This window comes from Hymenobacter sp. UYAg731, assembly GCF_054061335.1.
The window spans coordinates 167,883-183,763 of record NZ_JBSSEC010000003.1 but is presented as its reverse complement, the minus strand read 5'-3'; the positions used below and the strand labels follow the sequence as shown (position 1 = coordinate 183,763).

Genomic DNA, 15,881 nt, shown 5'->3' with positions numbered 1-15,881 from the left:
TCGTCGCAAGCTAAAACATACGTTACTAAGCTATTATGCTATAGCACCATCTCCGGCACCTCGCCCTCGGGCACCACCAGCTTGCCGGCGGTGGCGGCCACAATCTGCGCCACCGTCACGCCCGGGGCACGCTCGCGCAGCACGAAGCCGTCGGGCGTCACGTCGATGACGGCCAGCTCGGTCACGATTTTCTTCACGCAGCGCAGGCCGGTGATGGGCAACGTGCAGTCGGACAAGAGCTTGCTGGAGCCGTCGCGGGCAACGTGCTGCATGGCCACGATGATGTTCTTGGCCGAAGCCACCAAATCCATCGCGCCGCCCATGCCTTTCACCATCTTGCCGGGAATTTTCCAGTTGGCAATGTCGCCGCGCTCCGATACTTCCATCGCGCCGAGAATGGTGAGGTCGACGTGTTCGCCGCGAATCATCCCAAAGGAATCGGCCGAGGAGAAAATGCTGGAGCCGGGCAGGGTGGTCACGGTCTGCTTGCCGGCGTTGATGAGGTCGGGGTCGACTTGGTCTTCGGTGGGGAAGGGGCCCATGCCGAGCAGGCCGTTTTCGGATTGCAGCTCGACGTTGATGCCGGCCGGGATGTAGTTGGCCACCAGCGTGGGAATGCCGATGCCGAGGTTGACGTAGGAGCCGTCTTTAACTTCCCGGGCGATGCGCCGGGCGATGCCGTGTTTATCTAACATAATTGCCTGAACCGCAGATTTAGCTGATTTAACAGATTTCGCGGATTTGAAATTGAGTGGGAATGATGGGAAATGGCCGGTTGAGAGGGGAAATCGGCGGATTATCGGCTGCCCGAAGCGGCTGGGGAAACTGGCGCAGCCGCGACTTTTTGGTCCGGCACAAACGACTCGTACACGGCCGCTTTGAACTTGCTGGCTAGGTCGCGGCCGGTGCTGTTGGGGTATTTCTGGGTGTAAATCAGGCCCACCAGCTTCTGCTGCGGGTCGACCCAATAGGTGGTGCCGAAAATGCCGCCCCACTCATAGGAGCCGGCCGACAGGCCCGGCACCTTCGCATTCTCGGGAGTAGTGATGCTGAAGCCCAGGCCAAACTTGTTGCCGCCCTGGCTCACGGCCCCCATCTGGTTCCGGGTGATGAGGGCCACGGTGGCGGGTTTGAGGAACTGGCGGCCGTGGTAAGAACCGTTGTTCAGCAGCATTTGCAGGAAAACGGCGTAGTCGTCGATGGTGGACGACAGGCCGGCCCCGCCCGAAAAGTACGTGCCCCGGGCCTTTGGGTAGTCGGGCCGCATGCGGCCCTGCGGCATCATGGGGACGGTTTGCCGGGTGGCGTCTTCGGTGTACAGCTCCACGAGGCGGGCCTGCTTGTCGGCGGGCAGGTAGAAATAAGTGTCCTTCATGCCCAGCGGCTGAAACAGCCGCTGCCGCAGAAACTGGTCTAGCGACTGGCCCGAGAGCACCTCCACCAGCCGGCCCAGCACGTCCACGCTCAGGCCGTAGGTGAATTTTGCGCCGGGCTGGTGCAGCAGCGGCAGCTTGGCCAGCGCGTCCATGGCGGTGGCCAGCGTGCCCGTGGGCGTGCCAATGCCGCTCGGAATGCCCGCTTTGGCATAAATGGCCGTGGCTTCCCGGCTGCCAATCACCGGGTAGCTGATGCCCGAAGTGTGCGTAAATAGCTGCCGGATGGTGACCGGGCCGTTGGCCGGCACCGTGGTGTAGGTCGAATCCTGCGGGTTGAAGGTGGCCAGCACTTGAGGGTTGGCAAAGGCGGGCAGGTACTTCGCGATGGGGTCGTCGAGCTGGAACTTGCCTTCGTCGTACAGCATCATCAGCCCCACGCTGGTCAGGGCCTTGGTCTGGGACGCGATGCGAAAAATGGCATCGGTGCGCAGCGGCGTTTGCGCCGGGATATCAGCCACGCCGAAGGCCCGGCGGTACACCACCTTGCCGTCGCGCAGCACCAGGGCCACCGCGCCGGGTACGTGCTTATCGGGGCGATACGCCGCGCTGCCGTCGGGCATTATCTGCGCCAGGGGGCCGCGCGTGCCGGTGTCGGCCGTGTATTGAGCCAGCAATTGGTCGAGGCGCTGGGCCGCGTCCGGGTCGATGGTGGCGGGCGCGGTGGCCGGGGCGGCCGGTACCGGAGCCTTGCCGGGGCGGACGGCTTTGCGGGCCGGGGCCGCTACCTGGGCCGTGGCTCCGTAACCGCTCAGCAGCAACAGCAGCGCAAGGGAAGACTTTTTCATGGGCTTAATCAGAAAAGTAAGCAGAACGTCATGCTGAGCGGAGTCGAAGCATGACGTTCTCTTTTTTATGCCCTAAGTGGTACGCACCGTGCGCTGCTCGATGCGCTTCTCGTACTGCGCGCCCTGGTAGATGCGCTGCACGAAAATACCCGGCGTGTGAATCTGGTTGGGGTCCAGCTCGCCGGCGGGTACCAGCTCTTCCACCTCGGCCACGGTGATTTTACCGGCCGTGGCCATCATCGGGTTGAAGTTGCGGGCCGTGCCTTTGTAGACGAGGTTGCCGGCCGTGTCGCCCTTCCAGGCTTTCACGAAGGCGAAATCGGCAATGAGGCCGGTTTCCAGCAGGTACATTTTGCCGTTGAACTCGCGGCTTTCCTTGCCTTCGCCCACCTCGGTGCCGTAGCCGGCCGGGGTGAAGAAGGCCGGAATGCCCGCGCCGCCCGCCCGGCAGCGCTCGGCCAGCGTGCCCTGCGGAATTAATTCTACCTCCAACTCGCCGCTCAGCAGCTGGCGCTCGAACTCGGCATTTTCGCCCACGTAGCTCGAAATCATCTTGCGCACCTGCTTGGTTTGCAGCAGCTTGCCAATGCCGAAATCATCGACGCCCGCGTTGTTGGAGATGCAGGTGAGGTCCTTCACGCCAAGGCGCAGGATTTCCTGAATCGAGTTTTCGGGGATGCCGCACAGGCCGAAGCCGCCGAGCATCAGGGTCATGCCATCGGCGAGGCCTTGCAGGGCGGCCTGCACGTTGGGAACGGTTTTGTCTATCATGGGTGGGTTTGGGAGGCGGCGGCTGAGGCCGGCGGCAGGTAATTCACGGGTAAAAATTCACCCATTTTTTCGAACCCCCAGTATTCGTCGGTAAATACGGCCAGCGGGTTCGTCAATTGGCCGTTGGGTTGAATCTCAATTTCCCGCGCCAGCAGCACCAGCTGTGACACTTGCCGGTCGGCGGGCGGGAAGGGCGCATTGGCCGGTAGCGCGGGGCGGAGCTGGTACAACGGGTCGGGTGCTTCGCGCAGGTAGCTCACCTGCAGGTCGTCGCGGAAGCGTAGGAAAACCGGCTCGCCCCCGGCCGCCACGCGGCGCAGGCTATCCACGGGCAAAGCCTTCGTGTAGAGCATCGAAAACGCCGCCGGCACCTTGCGCCAGATTCGTATCGAGTCATTATCGGCGGCCGAAAGCACCAGCATTTCGCGCTTGCGTAGCAACTGGCGGCGCAGGCTGTCGGCCCGGGCAAAGTGTGGGTTGGGCACAATGCGCAGGCGCTGGGCCGTGAAGCCCTCCTCGGCCACCCGGCCGGTACGCACGCTGCTCAGAAAATGCGTGAGCGAGCCGTGGTAGGCCGCCGCCCGGTTGGCCTCCCAGCGGCGCTGCTGGCGGGTGTTGCGGGTGGTCATTTCCTCGAACACGGGCTGGCCGTAGAAGGTGACGACGTGCTCGGTGAAATTGGTGTTGAACCGCAGCCCATAGTATTTGATGCGGTAGCCGAGGGCCTGGTTATCAACCTGCACGAAGTTGATGGCCGTGGCCGTCAGCTCATTAGCCTCCGGGTCGAAATCAATCAGCACGTCATCGGGATTACGGATGCGGCACTGGCGCGAAAACGTGGTGCGGCCCAGGAATAGCTCCGTGAATTTCTGGTAGTCGCGGGCGCGGTTCGGGTTGGGGCGCACCACCACTTCGCCAAGGCGGTTGGCCGAGGGGGCCAGCTGGAGGGTAAGCTGCTGGGCGGTGGCTGTTACGGTGATGGGCTGTTTGGCCAAACGGTAGCCCACGTAGGAGCCCACCACGTTGTAAGTGCCGGCCGGCACGCTCGGGAAATTGAACTGGCCCTGCTCGGTCGTGGTCACGCCCAGCGTGGTATTAGCCAGAAACACACTGGCAAAGGCCAGCGGCTGGCGCGTCACCGAGTCGAGCACCACACCGCTCAACCGGCCTTGCGCCTGCCCTGCACCCGGCCGTAGCAGCAGCGCCAACAATAGCAAAAGCACCGGGGAGAAGCGCATTCGGGCAGGGCAAAGGTAGAATGAAGCGGCAAAGAACCGACCCGGTCGCTTACTTGCGGGGCGCGGCCGAAGATACCGTGGGCGGCATGTAGTCAAACGGCAAAAACTCCCCGATTTTCTCAAAGCCCCAGTATTCGCCGTTGTACACGTCTAGGGGGTTCAGCAGCGAGCCGTTGGCCTGAATGGCGGCCTCCCGGCCCTGCAATTTCAGGCGCGACACCTGCCGCTTGGTCGGATACGGGATTTTGGGGTAGCCCAGCGGCGACATCGGCCGTTTATACAGCGGGTCGGGAGCCTCGCCGAAATGCGCCACCTGGAGCTCACCGGTGAAGCGCAGGAACGTGCGCCGTCCGTTCGGTCCCACCCGGCGGATGCTGTCAATCGGCAGCGGTGCCTGGTTGAGCGTGGCAATAACCGGGGCCATGTCCTCCCATTTATCGAGCGAGTCCTGCTCGGCGGCCGTGAACCGGTTATCGGGCTGGCGGGCCAGCAGGGTGCGGCGCTTCTCGTCGGCGCGCTCGAAGCGCGGGTTCTCGCCCACAGTAATTTTCTGGGTCAGGAAGCCCTCGGCCTGCACGCGGTTGTTGTACACGCTCCGCAAAAAATGCATGAAAGAGCCCGTGTAGGCCGTGAGGCGGTTGGCCGCCCACTGCTTGCGCTGGCGCTCATCGCGCGGCTTCAGCTCCTCAAAAACCGGCTGGCCGTAGTAGGAAATCGACCCGTCGTCGTCGTTCGCCGCGAAGTACAGGCCGTAGTATTTCAGGCGGTAGCCCAGGGCCTCGTTGTCAATCTGCACAAATTCCTTGGCCTGGGCCGTCAGGGTCTTGGTCGAGTCGTCGTAGAAAACCCGTACATCGTCGGGGTTGCTGATGCGGCACTGCGCCGAAAAGGTGCTGCCGCCGACGAATAGATTCGCAAATTTCTGATACTCTTCGGGCTTGTTGGGCTCCGGTTTCACCACCACTTCGCCCAACTGGTTGCCGGTAGGGGCGAGTTGTAGCGTGAGCTGCTGGGTCGCCGCAGTCATAGTCACCGACTGCTTGGCCAGGCGGTAGCCCACGTAGGAGCCCACCACGTCGTAAGTGCCGGCCGGCACTTTCGGAAACTCAAATTTGCCCTGCTCGGTGGTGGTAGCGCCCAGCGTGGTATTGGCCAGGAAAACGCTGGAAAAAGCCAGCGGCTCGTGCGTCACCGAATCCAGTACCACGCCGGTCAGCTTGCCCTGGGCAGAAGCAAATATCGAATTGGTGAGCAGCGTAAGAAATAATAGGAAGCGCATAGCTCTTATTAAAGGTCAATAATTTTTTGAGCTACTTCTTTACAGTGCTCAATATTTCCGGACAAACCCATCCTTATTTGTTCGAGTTCGTGTAATCTTTTGGCAATGACATCTGCCGTTGCCCCAGTAGTTTTTAAGCTAAAAATTTCGGGAGTATACATTTGATACTCGTCTCTCGGTGCAATATCATTTACTCCAATGGGGTCCCAATCATTCCAGAGTATTTCGTCAATAGCCCGGTAAATAGCCTTTTCTGTGCTTGCAGCCAACGCGGCCCGCGTGTTCTGCGCATCCAACGCCAATTGGGTGGTTAGCGCGTCCAGGCCATCGTATTTTTCTTCGCCCCGCAGCCAGGCCACAAACTCCAGCGTGAGCAGCTGGTCGTATAAATCGCCGCTGAAATCAAGTAGGTTCACCTCAATCGTCTGAGCCAAATCGGTGCCAATCGTGGGCCGCACCCCAATGCTGAGCATGGCCTGGTGCCGCGTGCCCGCCGCCGTGGTGGCCCACACCGCGTAAATGCCCCGGGCCGGTACCAGCTTCAGCGGCTCCGGAATGGCCAGATTAGCCGTCGGATACCCAATAGTGCGGCCGAGCTTCTGGCCATGCTCTACCAGGCCCGTAAGCGGGTAGTAGTAGCCCAGGTAGCGGTTGGCGGTGGCAATGTCGCCTTGGCGCAGCGCTTGCCGGATGCGGGTGCTGCTCACGCCCACGGCGTCCACGTCCTCGCGGGGGATTTCCTCCACCGTCAGGCCGTAGCGGTCGGCATTCTGGCTGAGGTAGTCGAAGCCGCCTTCGCGGTTCTTGCCAAAGCGGTGGTCATAGCCAATCACCAATTGCTTGGCACCTACGGTTTTCAGCAACAGGTTCTGGATGTATTCTTCCGAAGTCCACTGCGCGAACTCCCTGGTGAAGGGCACGATGAGCAGGTAGTCCACGCCGCGCTCGGCCAGCTTGGCAATGCGCTCATCCAGCGTGTTCAGCAGCTGCAAATCCAGCAGCTCGGGGTGGGATGGGGGCGGCCCCAGTACCAGGCGCGGGTGCGGCCAGTAGGTAATCACCACCGACGGCCCGCCGCTGGCCTGCGCCACCTCGCGCAGCCGCGTCAGAATGCGCTGGTGCCCTACATGCACCCCATCGAAGGTGCCACTGGTCACAACGGCATTGCCAAGAAACGGAAACTGGGCCGGGTCGCGGATGACGTGCATAAGGCGCCGGAGAAGCGTATTAAAGGTAAAAAGCGCCACGAAGGTAACGGGCAGGGGGGTGAGGCGCGGCAGCGACGCACGAATCCGGCGTGGCTACTCCGGGCTTGCCTCGGGCGTTTCCTGGTGCGCCTGATGCTCTTTCGCCGCCAGCGCATCGGCTTGCAGCGCGGCATAATATTGCAGGCCAGCGCGGTTGGGGGCCGTGTGGGGCCGCTCGCGGCGGGGGCGGTTCGTACCTGGTAGGGCGGGCTCGTCGCCCTCGGGCCGGGGCGGCCGTAGCGCCTCAATGGCTTCGAGCGTAAAGGCATCCTCCACCCGAAACTCGCCTATGCGGGTGCGAACCAGCCGCGTGAGGTGCGCGCCGCAGCCCAGGGCCACGCCCAGGTCGCGGGCTAGGCTGCGGATGTAGGTGCCCTTGGAGCACACCACCCGAAAATCGATTTCGGGCAGCGCGATGCGCGTGAGCTCGAAGGTCTTGATTTCGACCGTTTTGGGTTTGATTTCGGCTTCCTGGCCGGTACGGGCCAGCTCGTAGGCACGCTTGCCGTCGATTTTTACGGCTGAGAAAATGGGCGGCGTCTGCTGGATGAGGCCGGTGAACTGGGGAGTGGCGGCCGTAATCTGCTCATCGGTGAGGTGGGCGTAGGGGCGGGCCATGTCCACGGCCGTTTCCAGGTCAAAGCTGGGTGTGGTTTCGCCGAGGCGGAAAGTGCCGGTGTACTCTTTTTCCTGGGCCTGAATCAGGTCGATTTCCTTTGTTTTCTTGCCCGTGCAGAGGATAAGCAGGCCGGTCGCCAAGGGGTCGAGGGTGCCGGCGTGACCGATTTTTTTGATGCGCAGCGTGTTCTTCACCTTGCGCACCACGTCGAAGGAAGTCCACGTCAGGGGCTTGTCCAGGAGCAGGACTTCCCCCGTTTCAAAGTCGAAATCGGCCAGGGTCTTCGTCATTATACCAGATTTAAGGGCAGCTTCAACGCCAACATAATCAACAAAATACCGCCCGCGATAATGCGGTAGATACCAAAGGCCCGGAAGCCATACTTCGCCACAAAGCCCACGAATAGCCGGATGGCCAGCAGCGCCACCACGAAGGCCACCACGTTGCCCAGCGCCAACTGCTTCAGCTCCGTGGCCGAAAACAGGTGCGCCACATCGGTACCGGCCGCCTTGGCGTCTTTGTAGTAATCGTAAACGTCTTTTACGGCCGCTGCCGCCATGGTGGGCATGGCCAGGAAAAAGGCGAACTCGGCCGCCGCCCGGCGCGTGAGCTTCTGGGTGAGGCCGCCGATGATGGTGGCCGCCGAGCGGCTGGTGCCCGGCACCACGGCCAGGCATTGAAACAGGCCGATTATCAGGGCTTCCTTGAAGCTGGGATTGGTAACGGGGTGGCCGCCTTCCTGCGGGTCCTCCTGCGGAAACCAGCGGTCGATAAACAGCAGCACCACGCCGCCTACTACGAGCATCACGGCCACGGTCGTCACCGATTCGAGCAGCGCGTCGATGTGCTTTTTAAACAGCAGCCCCACCACTACAATGGGCAGAAAGGCCACCAACAGCTTCAGATAGAAGTCGATGTTCTGAAAAAAGCGTTTGTAGTACACCACAAACACCGACAAAATCGCGCCCAGTTGAATAACGACCAGATAGAGCTTGAAAAACGGCGTAACCGGAATGCCCAGCAGGGCCGAGGCGATAATCATGTGCCCGGTACTGGAAACGGGCAAAAACTCGGTAATGCCCTCCACGATGGCGAGGAGCAGCGCGTGCCAATAAGTCATTGGTAATGGTTAACGGTTAATGATTAGTGGTTAACGGTCAAGTATATTAATCCTTAATCACTGACCGTTAACCACTAATAAGGGCGCTTGTAGGCGGGCGCGGCAGCGGGCGCATTGGTAGCTGCCACCGTCTCGGCGGTGAAAGCAGGGGTGACTGCATGGGCCTCCGTGGCTGAAACCACCGACTTATCGCGCACCATGATGGCACCAAACTCCACGATGAACCCGGCGATGAGTAGCAGCGGGCCAAGTGTGATGCCCACGAAGTCTTCGCCGTAGTTGGCCTTGTCGCCAAACATCATGGTGATGAATCCGGCACCCAGCAGGGCCAGGCCCGCCCACATCAGGCGGTAGTTGCGGGGACCAAAGGCGAAGCGGAAGGCGGGTTTGGTGGGTTGCATATGGGATTGTCAGTTATTCGTTGTCGGTAGGACGTCATGCTGAACGAAATCGAGGCATGGCGTTCTGGGATGTTAATACAATTCGTCGAGCGACATTTTGAGGTACTTATGCACGGCGCGGGCCGAACTGAAAAAGCCGATGACTACGCCCAGCCCGATAACGCCGAGCAGGAGCAAGCCGAGGCGCAGGTCGTCGCGCAGCAGGCGCAACGGCTCCACTTCGAGGTAGGCGTATTGCAGCAGCGCCACCAGAATCAGCGCGGCCAGCAGGCCACTGGCGAGGCCCTGCCACGTAGCCCGCCGCAAAAACGGCTGCTGGATAAAGAGCCGCGTCGCGCCCACCAGTTGCATGGACCGGATAAGAAACCGCTGCGAAAACAGCGCCAGCTTGATGGTATTGTTAATCAGAATGACCACCACCAGTACCAGCACCGCCGCAAAGCCCAGCAGCACAAGGCTCACCCGCGTCAGGTTGTTGTTGATGCTGGCGAACAAATCCTGCGGATACTGCACCTCAAACACCCCGCGCTGGGCCGAAATGCTGCGGTTGAGCTGGCCCAGGTGGGTGGTGTCGGTGAATTCGGGCTTGATTTTGAGGACATATGCATCGCGCAGCGGGTTGTCGCCCAAGAACTGGCGGAAGTCCTCGCCGGTGCTTTGCAGCAGCTGGCGGGCTCCTTCTTCCTTGCTCACGAACCGGATTTGGGGCTTGCCGTTGCGCTCGGCCACGAAGGCCTGCTGGCCCAGGTCCTGTTGCAGGCGCAACAGCTCTGTTTCGGGCAGGTCGCGGTCGAGGTATACCTGCACCTCCAGGTTTTCGCGCACCACTTCGCTCAGCTTTTGGGCGTGTACCAGTAGCAGGCCAAACAGGCCAATCACCACCAAGGCCAGCGTAATGCTGAACACCACGAGCAAAGTAGGGTAGGAGCCGAGCTTTTTCTTGCGGGAATGAGAAGTGGTTGGGGCAGCCATATCCGGCAAAGGTAACGGAAGGGACAAGTAAAAAGCACGTCATGCTTCGGCTCCGCCCAGCATAACGTGCTTTCCTAGTTCCAGCCAATTTAAAGATTCGTGCGCGGGTCCTCGTCCACGGTCATCACCTCCTTGCCTTCGCGGGCTTTCTGGGTGTTGCGCTCCTTCTTTTTGGGGTTTTTGCGAGTGAACAGCTCGCCGAAAGTGTTGAACTGCTCGGTGTGCAGCAGCGAGAGGCCCGCCCGGGGCTGATTGATGGTTTCCAAGTCGCGCGGGGTGGTTTCGTAGCGCAGCTTTGCCCGGAACTTGCCATCGGCCCGCAGGTAGTATTCCAGGCTGAGGTCGCCGAGCAGGGAGGCCTGGCCGGCGGTGTTGCCGGTGCCCACGGGCACGGGAGTTGTCCCCCCGCTCGTGCTGTTTACCAGGTTTGAGTTGCTGGTGAAGCCGCCTTCGCGCGTCACCCGCAAGCGGCCGTTCAGGAACGAGTAGCTGAGGCGCACTTGCAGGGCTTGCAGCTGCTCGGCGGTGATGCCGTTGATGTTGAAATCAATTTCCAGGTTCTGGTCGATTTGGGAGGTGAGCAGGCCGAGCTGCGTACTCAGCACCTGGCCCAGGCTTTTAAATGCCGTGTTATCCTGGCCCCGAATGGAAATGGTGTTGCCGAACGAGCCCGGCGGCGAAAGCTGCTTAAACACCAGTAGGCTGAAAACCTGCCGGTTGAGCTCCTGCTCGTCGTTGCGCAATGAGGTGGTGAAGGCGGCCAAATCGCCCTGAAGCGTGCCCGGCGTGTCGTTGAATTCCAGGTTGAGCTTGATGGCGGGCAGCAGCAGCGGCCCGGTCAGGTTCATCACGGCCGTTACGGGCACCACGGCCACGCTGCCCGACGAGCCCGCGCCCAGTACCGGGGCCAGCGAGGTGCGCTGCGTATAGGTCGCCGTCACGTTCATTTCGCCAGCCAGCGGGTCTCCGTTCCAGGAAATAATGCCGCCGGGCCGTACTACGAACTCTTTGTTAATCAGGCCTTGCAGGGTAAAGTTGTAGGCGCCCCGCACAATTTCCACCTGCCCGTACATGTTGAACTCGCCGCGCGTATCAATGGCCATGCGCAGCTGCCCGGCTGCCGAGCCTCGAATCACATCCCCCGTGCTTTCATCAAGCAAAATCTCGACATAAGCCTCCGGCGTGATGGTCAGGTTCATATTCAGCTTGATGCCCGACAGGTCCACTTTGTCCTGCGCGGCCACCACCACAGCCTTTTTCGTGATGACAGTATCGCCCACCGGGTTGTTGTTCACGAACTTGATGTAGCCCGCCTTCTCAGCCTTGGCGGCATTATCAAGAGGAAGCGATACCCGGGTGCCGGCTTCGCTGCTGGCCCGCACGGTCACGTCCAGGTCGTCGGTGGGGCCGGTCACGCGGGCGGTGCCGGTGGCGTAGGCCGTGCCGAAATACAGCTGGTTGTCCTTGCGCGTGGTGTTGAGCACCTGCATCTTCCGGAAATTGGCCGCAATGTCCAGGCTCATGTCCTTGAAGCCGTGGTGGTTCACAATGCCATCCACGGTGCCGGTGTTGCCCAGCACGTCGCGCAGCTTGATGTTGCGGAACTCTATCGACTTATTGGTGAAGCTGATGCGGTCGGCAAACGTGTAGGTTGTGCCCAGGTAGCCGAAGGTGAGTCGGCCGTTGCTCACATCCACGTAACCCAGCAAGTTGGGCGCGCCAAACAAGCCCGTGAGTCGCAGCTCGCCCCGCCCGGTGCCGCCCAGGTTCTTGAACAATGACCCCAAAAAGGGCTGCGCCAGCACAATGGGCGCATCATTGAGCGTGCCGGTGAGGTTGAACTGGTTAGTCGGGTCCTTCGGCGCGATGTCGCCCAGCACGGTCAGCACCGACTGGCCGGCGCGGGCCACGTCCAGGTTCACGCGCAGCTTGCCAGCGGCATTGTCCCAGTCGCCGCGCCCGGCCACTTGGCCAATCAGCGTGCCGTCGTACTTCAGGGAGTCCACGCCCAGCGTGCTGCTGATAGCCAGCGGGCCGTACACGCCGCTCACGGTGCCTTGCGCGTTCACGCGGCCCGAGAGGTTCTGGCCGGTCAGGGTTTTGAGCGTGGCCAGCTCAAAGTCCTTGATTTGCAGCTGCAGCGGCGGCTGGCTGGCATCAGGCGAAATAAAGCCCTGCGCGCCCACAAACTGCTCCCCGTTGCTGAACGTCAGGTTCTTGATGTCGAATTCCTTGCCGTAGTTCGAAATCCGCACCGAGTTATTCTCCGCGATGGTCCAGTCCTTGTCCAGCAAATGCACGTCCGACTTCCGGAAAATAACTTCCACCGCCCGCGCCAAAAAGCCCAGCGAGCCGTTGATGGTGGCCTTGTTGGTGGTGCCTGTCTGGGCCAGCGAAGTCGAAAAGTTGATGCGCTGCTGGTCCCACACGCCTTCCACGATGAACTTCTCGGTGCGGCCCAACCCCGGCAGCACCTGCCGGTCGCTGGTGATGCTGGCCTGGGCCAGAATATCGGACTTGTAAGGCAGTTTCGAAGTCAGGAAGTCGAAGTTGTCGTTCACTGTCTGCACCGGGCCGTAGCGCAGGCTGTCGAGGTGGCCGCCCAACTGGAAAATCGACGTGGCCCCGTTCCGGAACGAGCCGTCGATGCGGCTGCCATCAGCCACCCGCAAATCGGGCACAAACAGCGTTAGCACCGGGTTGGCTTTTTTCAGATTAAGCAGCAAGTCAACTTGATACACCGGCAAAGTGCGCTGGCGCTTGCGGCGGTAATAGTCGGCCGTGGCCACCGCGTTGCTCTCGAAGTTGAGCCGATACTCCGCGATGAGCGTCTGCACGTCGCGCACCACATCGGAAGTGTTGAACGTGCCGGCTAGGCTGGCGTTTAGTGCTTCTGAACGCAGCGTTACGCGGCGCTGGTTCAGGCGGTTGCGGGTGCTCACCACGTCCAGCGTGTCAAGATTGAGCTTGCGGCCATCCAGGGCGAAGCGCGAGTGGCGCAGGTAAGCGTGGCCGATGAGCGAGTCGAGCTGCACGCCCTTGAATTTCACGTCGGCGGTGGTGGCCACGGTCAGCGGCTGGCTCAGCAGGCCCAGCGTGCGCAGGTTGGCGTGGTCGATTTTGGTTTTGATATCCACGTCCTGGTGTTCGCGGTCGAGGTCTACGTGGCCGTCGGCCACGAGGCGCACGGCCGGGTCGTTCACCGTGAGGTGGCCGTTGAAAGCCTGCTGGTGAAAGTCGCCACTGAGCGCGATGTTGTGGTAGCGGTAGCCATTGAGCCAGATGGCCGGCACCGTGAGCGCGGCCTGGCCCCGCGCAAACGGTGGCAAAAAGCCCACGCCCGAAACCTTCCCGTTCAGCGTCACATCCCGGATGATGCTTTCATCGCCCAGAAACTTGCCCACCTGGAAGGCGTTGGAGCGCACCGTGCCTTCATAGGTGGCGTGCGTGAGGTCGGTTTTGGTCTTGAGGTTCACGTCGGTCGACACAAACCCCAAAGCCGTATCGAACGAAGCATTGGCCACGAAGTCGTTGTAGAAACCCAGCATCTGACCCTGCAATTTCACCGTGCCCAAACGCTGCACAATCTTATTGGCTGAGGCCGGCAGCCACTTCTTCAAATCGTTGGCCACCACCACTGAAGGCAGCAGGCGCAGGTCGATAAAGCTCTCCTTATAATTGGGCAGGCCGTCGGCGTGGGCGCGCTTGGCCACAATGTGGGTGCCGGTGCCGTAGCGCACATCCAGGTTGTTCACCTTGAAATCGCGCACGTAGCCCGAGGCATTGCCCGATATGGCCACCGACTCGTGCAGCGTAGCCAGCTGGGGCGCAAACCTGGCAATGTCATCCGAATAAATCTTGGAATTGCGCAGGTGCGCAATGGTCTTCATCGAGTCATTATAGTCGGTGAAATTGCCGAAAACCCGAAACTCAAACCGCACATAATCCTTAATCTGGCTGCGGCCCACGCGCAGGCTCAAATCCTTAAATTCCCAGAAATGCGGCCCGTACGTCATATCCGCCGTGATTTCGCGGAGCTGCGTCCGCGAAGGCGTTTCCACCGCGTGCAGCTGGCTGATGCGCATCCGCAGCGTGTCTTCAAGCCGGATTTTGGAGATGTCGGCGTAGATGCTGTCGACTAAAAGGTGGTCGTAGTCAATGCTCTGGCCGTAAGTTTTAGACCGTGGCGCGTCGCTTTTCTCGATGGCAAAATGGCCGTTGCGCAGGGCCACAGTGGCAATCTCAAAATCGAACGGGGCCGATTTGGCGGTGTCCTTCGATGGCCCAATCAGCCGCTTCACCGAAGCCATAAACTGGCTGAACGTGGTCGAATCGGGCTGGCCCGGCAGGTTTTTCAACTCAAAGCGCGGTTCGTTCAGCGTGAGCGTGGCAATGTGTAGGTGCCGCGGGTCGAACACTGAAAACAGGGAAATATCCGCATCAGCCCGCCCGATGCTGAACAACTCGCCGCCGCGCCGGTCCTTCACGCTCACGCCATCGAGCAGCACCCGCGAAAACGGCCGGATGTCGATTCCGCCAATCGTCACCTGCTGGCCCAGCTTCTTCGTTAGCACGTCGGCCGCCTCGTGAGCCAGCCGCGTTTGCACGCTCGGAACGCGCAACGCCACCAGCGCCCCCACCACGGCCAACACCACCAGTAGCGCGAGGCCCAGCAGTATTTTTAGCAGAATGGCGAAGAAACGACGCACCGGACCAGGGGGAGATTTGTATGCGAGAATCGCGGGTTAATCCGCAAAGTTGCGGTTTTTTAGCCGTTGGCGACAACCGGAAGTCAGCGGGAAGCCAATTATCACGCCAAAGGAACGGCCAATGCACGGTCGGGGTTCAACTCCTTCGGCCGAACTTTGTGGGCGCGCTGCTCTGACTAAGCCTACCAAGGCGTTTGGCCTTTGGCTGCGCTGCGCCCGTTTTCGTTATTAGCTACTCCAAATTTTATCCATGCCAGCGCACCCCATCATCCTCGCCATCGAATCGTCGTGCGACGACACCGGCGCGGCCGTTCTGGCTGGCGGCCAGCTGCTGAGCAACGTCGTGGCCACCCAGAAAGTCCATGAGCAGTACGGCGGCGTGGTGCCCGAGCTGGCCTCGCGCGCCCACCAGCAGCACCTGCTGCCCGTCGTCACAGCGGCCCTCCGCGAAGCCGGCATTACCAAGGCCGACCTCGACGCCGTGGCCGTCACCCAGGGCCCCGGCCTGCTCGGCTCCTTATTAGTAGGCGGCATGTTCGCGAAGACCTTGGCGCTGGCGCTCGACAAACCGCTGCTGGCCGTGAACCACATGCGGGCGCACATCCTGGCTCATTTCCTGCGCGACCCCAAGCCTGATTTTCCCTTCCTCTGCCTCACCGTGAGCGGCGGCCACACGCAGTTGGTGGTGGTGAAATCGGCGCTGGAAATGGAAGTCATCGGCCAAACCATCGACGATGCCGCCGGCGAAGCCTTCGATAAAACCGCCAAGCTCCTCGGCCTGCCGTACCCCGGCGGCCCGCACCTTGACAAACTGGCCCGCCAGGGTAATCCGCAGCGCTTCGCCTTCCCGGTGGGCGCTATGCCCGGCTACGATTTCTCGTTTAGCGGCCTGAAAACGTCGGTGATGTATTTCCTGAAAAAGGAAGTAGCGGCCAATCCTGATTTCGTGGCCGAAAACCTGCCCGACCTCTGCGCCAGCATCCAGCACACCATCGTGGCCACGCTGCTGCGCCAGCTCCGCCGCGCCGCTCATGATACCGGCCTCACCCAAGTGGCCCTCGCTGGGGGCGTGGCCGCCAACTCCGGCCTGCGCACCGCCCTTGAGGCTGAGGCCGTGGCCCAAAACTGGCAGGTTTTCATCCCCGATTTCGCCTTCTGCACCGATAACGCCGCTATGGTGGCCATGACCGCGCATTTCCAGTACGAAGCGGGCGACTTCGCTGACCAGCTCACCAGCCCCAACCCGCGCCTGAAGCTGACGTAGGCGTAGCTTCGCGCCCCGTTTGCATGTAGCACATGCTTTA

12 protein-coding genes are annotated in these 15,881 nt (G+C 61.2%); 1 reads left to right on the top strand and 11 read right to left on the bottom strand.

Annotated elements, in window-relative coordinates; genetic code table 11:
* Window positions 1–38: 38 nt before the first annotated feature.
* The 11 genes from ACVWYF_RS08950 to ACVWYF_RS08900 all read right to left on the bottom strand — a co-directional run bounded on the left by ACVWYF_RS08950 (window position 39) and on the right by ACVWYF_RS08900 (window position 14,577).
* Window positions 39–695, bottom strand: coding sequence for a 3-oxoacid CoA-transferase subunit B (locus tag ACVWYF_RS08950; RefSeq protein WP_457066842.1), 657 nt, complete (start codon window positions 693–695; stop codon window positions 39–41).
* A gap of 101 nt (window positions 696–796) precedes the next feature.
* The gene (locus ACVWYF_RS08945; protein ID WP_457066839.1) at window positions 797–2,221 is read right to left on the bottom strand and encodes a serine hydrolase domain-containing protein; all 1,425 of its coding nucleotides are present in this window, start codon (window positions 2,219–2,221) and stop codon (window positions 797–799) included.
* A gap of 72 nt (window positions 2,222–2,293) precedes the next feature.
* Window positions 2,294–2,992, bottom strand: coding sequence for a CoA transferase subunit A (locus tag ACVWYF_RS08940; RefSeq protein ID WP_457066837.1), 699 nt, complete (start codon window positions 2,990–2,992; stop codon window positions 2,294–2,296).
* Complete coding sequence (locus tag ACVWYF_RS08935) at window positions 2,989–4,230, bottom strand: carboxypeptidase-like regulatory domain-containing protein (RefSeq protein ID WP_457066834.1); 1,242 nt, start codon at window positions 4,228–4,230, stop codon at window positions 2,989–2,991. The genes ACVWYF_RS08940 and ACVWYF_RS08935 overlap by 4 nt, the downstream gene beginning before the upstream one ends.
* Before the next feature lie 49 nt (window positions 4,231–4,279).
* On the bottom strand, window positions 4,280–5,509 hold the full coding sequence (locus tag ACVWYF_RS08930) for a carboxypeptidase-like regulatory domain-containing protein (protein ID WP_457066831.1): 1,230 nt from the start codon (window positions 5,507–5,509) through the stop codon (window positions 4,280–4,282).
* Window positions 5,510–5,517: 8 nt separating this feature from the next.
* On the bottom strand, window positions 5,518–6,717 hold the full coding sequence (locus tag ACVWYF_RS08925; protein WP_457066828.1) for a bifunctional riboflavin kinase/FAD synthetase: 1,200 nt from the start codon (window positions 6,715–6,717) through the stop codon (window positions 5,518–5,520).
* A gap of 93 nt (window positions 6,718–6,810) precedes the next feature.
* Window positions 6,811–7,665 (bottom strand): tRNA pseudouridine(55) synthase TruB, encoded by an 855-nt coding sequence (gene truB / locus ACVWYF_RS08920; RefSeq protein ID WP_457066825.1) that lies wholly within the window; start codon window positions 7,663–7,665, stop codon window positions 6,811–6,813.
* Window positions 7,665–8,495, bottom strand: a complete 831-nt coding sequence (locus tag ACVWYF_RS08915; RefSeq protein WP_457066822.1) for an undecaprenyl-diphosphate phosphatase — start codon at window positions 8,493–8,495, stop codon at window positions 7,665–7,667. Before ACVWYF_RS08915 ends, truB begins: the two co-directional genes overlap by 1 nt.
* A 74-nt stretch (window positions 8,496–8,569) precedes the next feature.
* Window positions 8,570–8,896 (bottom strand): DUF3098 domain-containing protein, encoded by a 327-nt coding sequence (locus tag ACVWYF_RS08910; protein WP_457066819.1) that lies wholly within the window; start codon window positions 8,894–8,896, stop codon window positions 8,570–8,572.
* 72 nt (window positions 8,897–8,968) lie between these two features.
* A complete protein-coding gene (locus ACVWYF_RS08905) occupies window positions 8,969–9,868 on the bottom strand; it encodes a cell division protein FtsX (protein WP_457066813.1) in 900 nt (299 codons plus the stop codon).
* Between the two features lie 89 nt (window positions 9,869–9,957).
* Window positions 9,958–14,577: a translocation/assembly module TamB domain-containing protein gene (locus ACVWYF_RS08900; protein ID WP_457066810.1), complete on the bottom strand. Its 4,620-nt coding sequence runs from the start codon at window positions 14,575–14,577 to the stop codon at window positions 9,958–9,960.
* Window positions 14,578–14,827: 250 nt separating this feature from the next.
* On the opposite strand from ACVWYF_RS08900, the gene tsaD reads away from it, so the two are divergent.
* A complete protein-coding gene (tsaD, locus tag ACVWYF_RS08895) occupies window positions 14,828–15,841 on the top strand; it encodes a tRNA (adenosine(37)-N6)-threonylcarbamoyltransferase complex transferase subunit TsaD (RefSeq protein WP_457066807.1) in 1,014 nt (337 codons plus the stop codon).
* Window positions 15,842–15,881: the final 40 nt, after the last annotated feature.

Excerpts from the sequence above, each read along its gene's own strand:
- ACVWYF_RS08915 (WP_457066822.1), bottom strand. The coding sequence starts at position 8,495 with ATGACTTATTGGCACGCGCTGCTCCTCGCCATCGTGGAGGGCATTACC.
- ACVWYF_RS08905 (WP_457066813.1), bottom strand. The coding sequence starts at position 9,868 with ATGGCTGCCCCAACCACTTCTCATTCCCGCAAGAAAAAGCTCGGCTCC.
- ACVWYF_RS08910 (WP_457066819.1), bottom strand. The coding sequence starts at position 8,896 with ATGCAACCCACCAAACCCGCCTTCCGCTTCGCCTTTGGTCCCCGCAAC.
- ACVWYF_RS08950 (WP_457066842.1), bottom strand. The coding sequence starts at position 695 with ATGTTAGATAAACACGGCATCGCCCGGCGCATCGCCCGGGAAGTTAAA.
- truB (WP_457066825.1), bottom strand. The coding sequence starts at position 7,665 with ATGACGAAGACCCTGGCCGATTTCGACTTTGAAACGGGGGAAGTCCTG.
- ACVWYF_RS08930 (WP_457066831.1), bottom strand. The coding sequence starts at position 5,509 with ATGCGCTTCCTATTATTTCTTACGCTGCTCACCAATTCGATATTTGCT.
- tsaD (WP_457066807.1), top strand. The coding sequence starts at position 14,828 with ATGCCAGCGCACCCCATCATCCTCGCCATCGAATCGTCGTGCGACGAC.
- ACVWYF_RS08925 (WP_457066828.1), bottom strand. The coding sequence starts at position 6,717 with ATGCACGTCATCCGCGACCCGGCCCAGTTTCCGTTTCTTGGCAATGCC.
- ACVWYF_RS08940 (WP_457066837.1), bottom strand. The coding sequence starts at position 2,992 with ATGATAGACAAAACCGTTCCCAACGTGCAGGCCGCCCTGCAAGGCCTC.
- ACVWYF_RS08935 (WP_457066834.1), bottom strand. The coding sequence starts at position 4,230 with ATGCGCTTCTCCCCGGTGCTTTTGCTATTGTTGGCGCTGCTGCTACGG.
- ACVWYF_RS08945 (WP_457066839.1), bottom strand. The coding sequence starts at position 2,221 with ATGAAAAAGTCTTCCCTTGCGCTGCTGTTGCTGCTGAGCGGTTACGGA.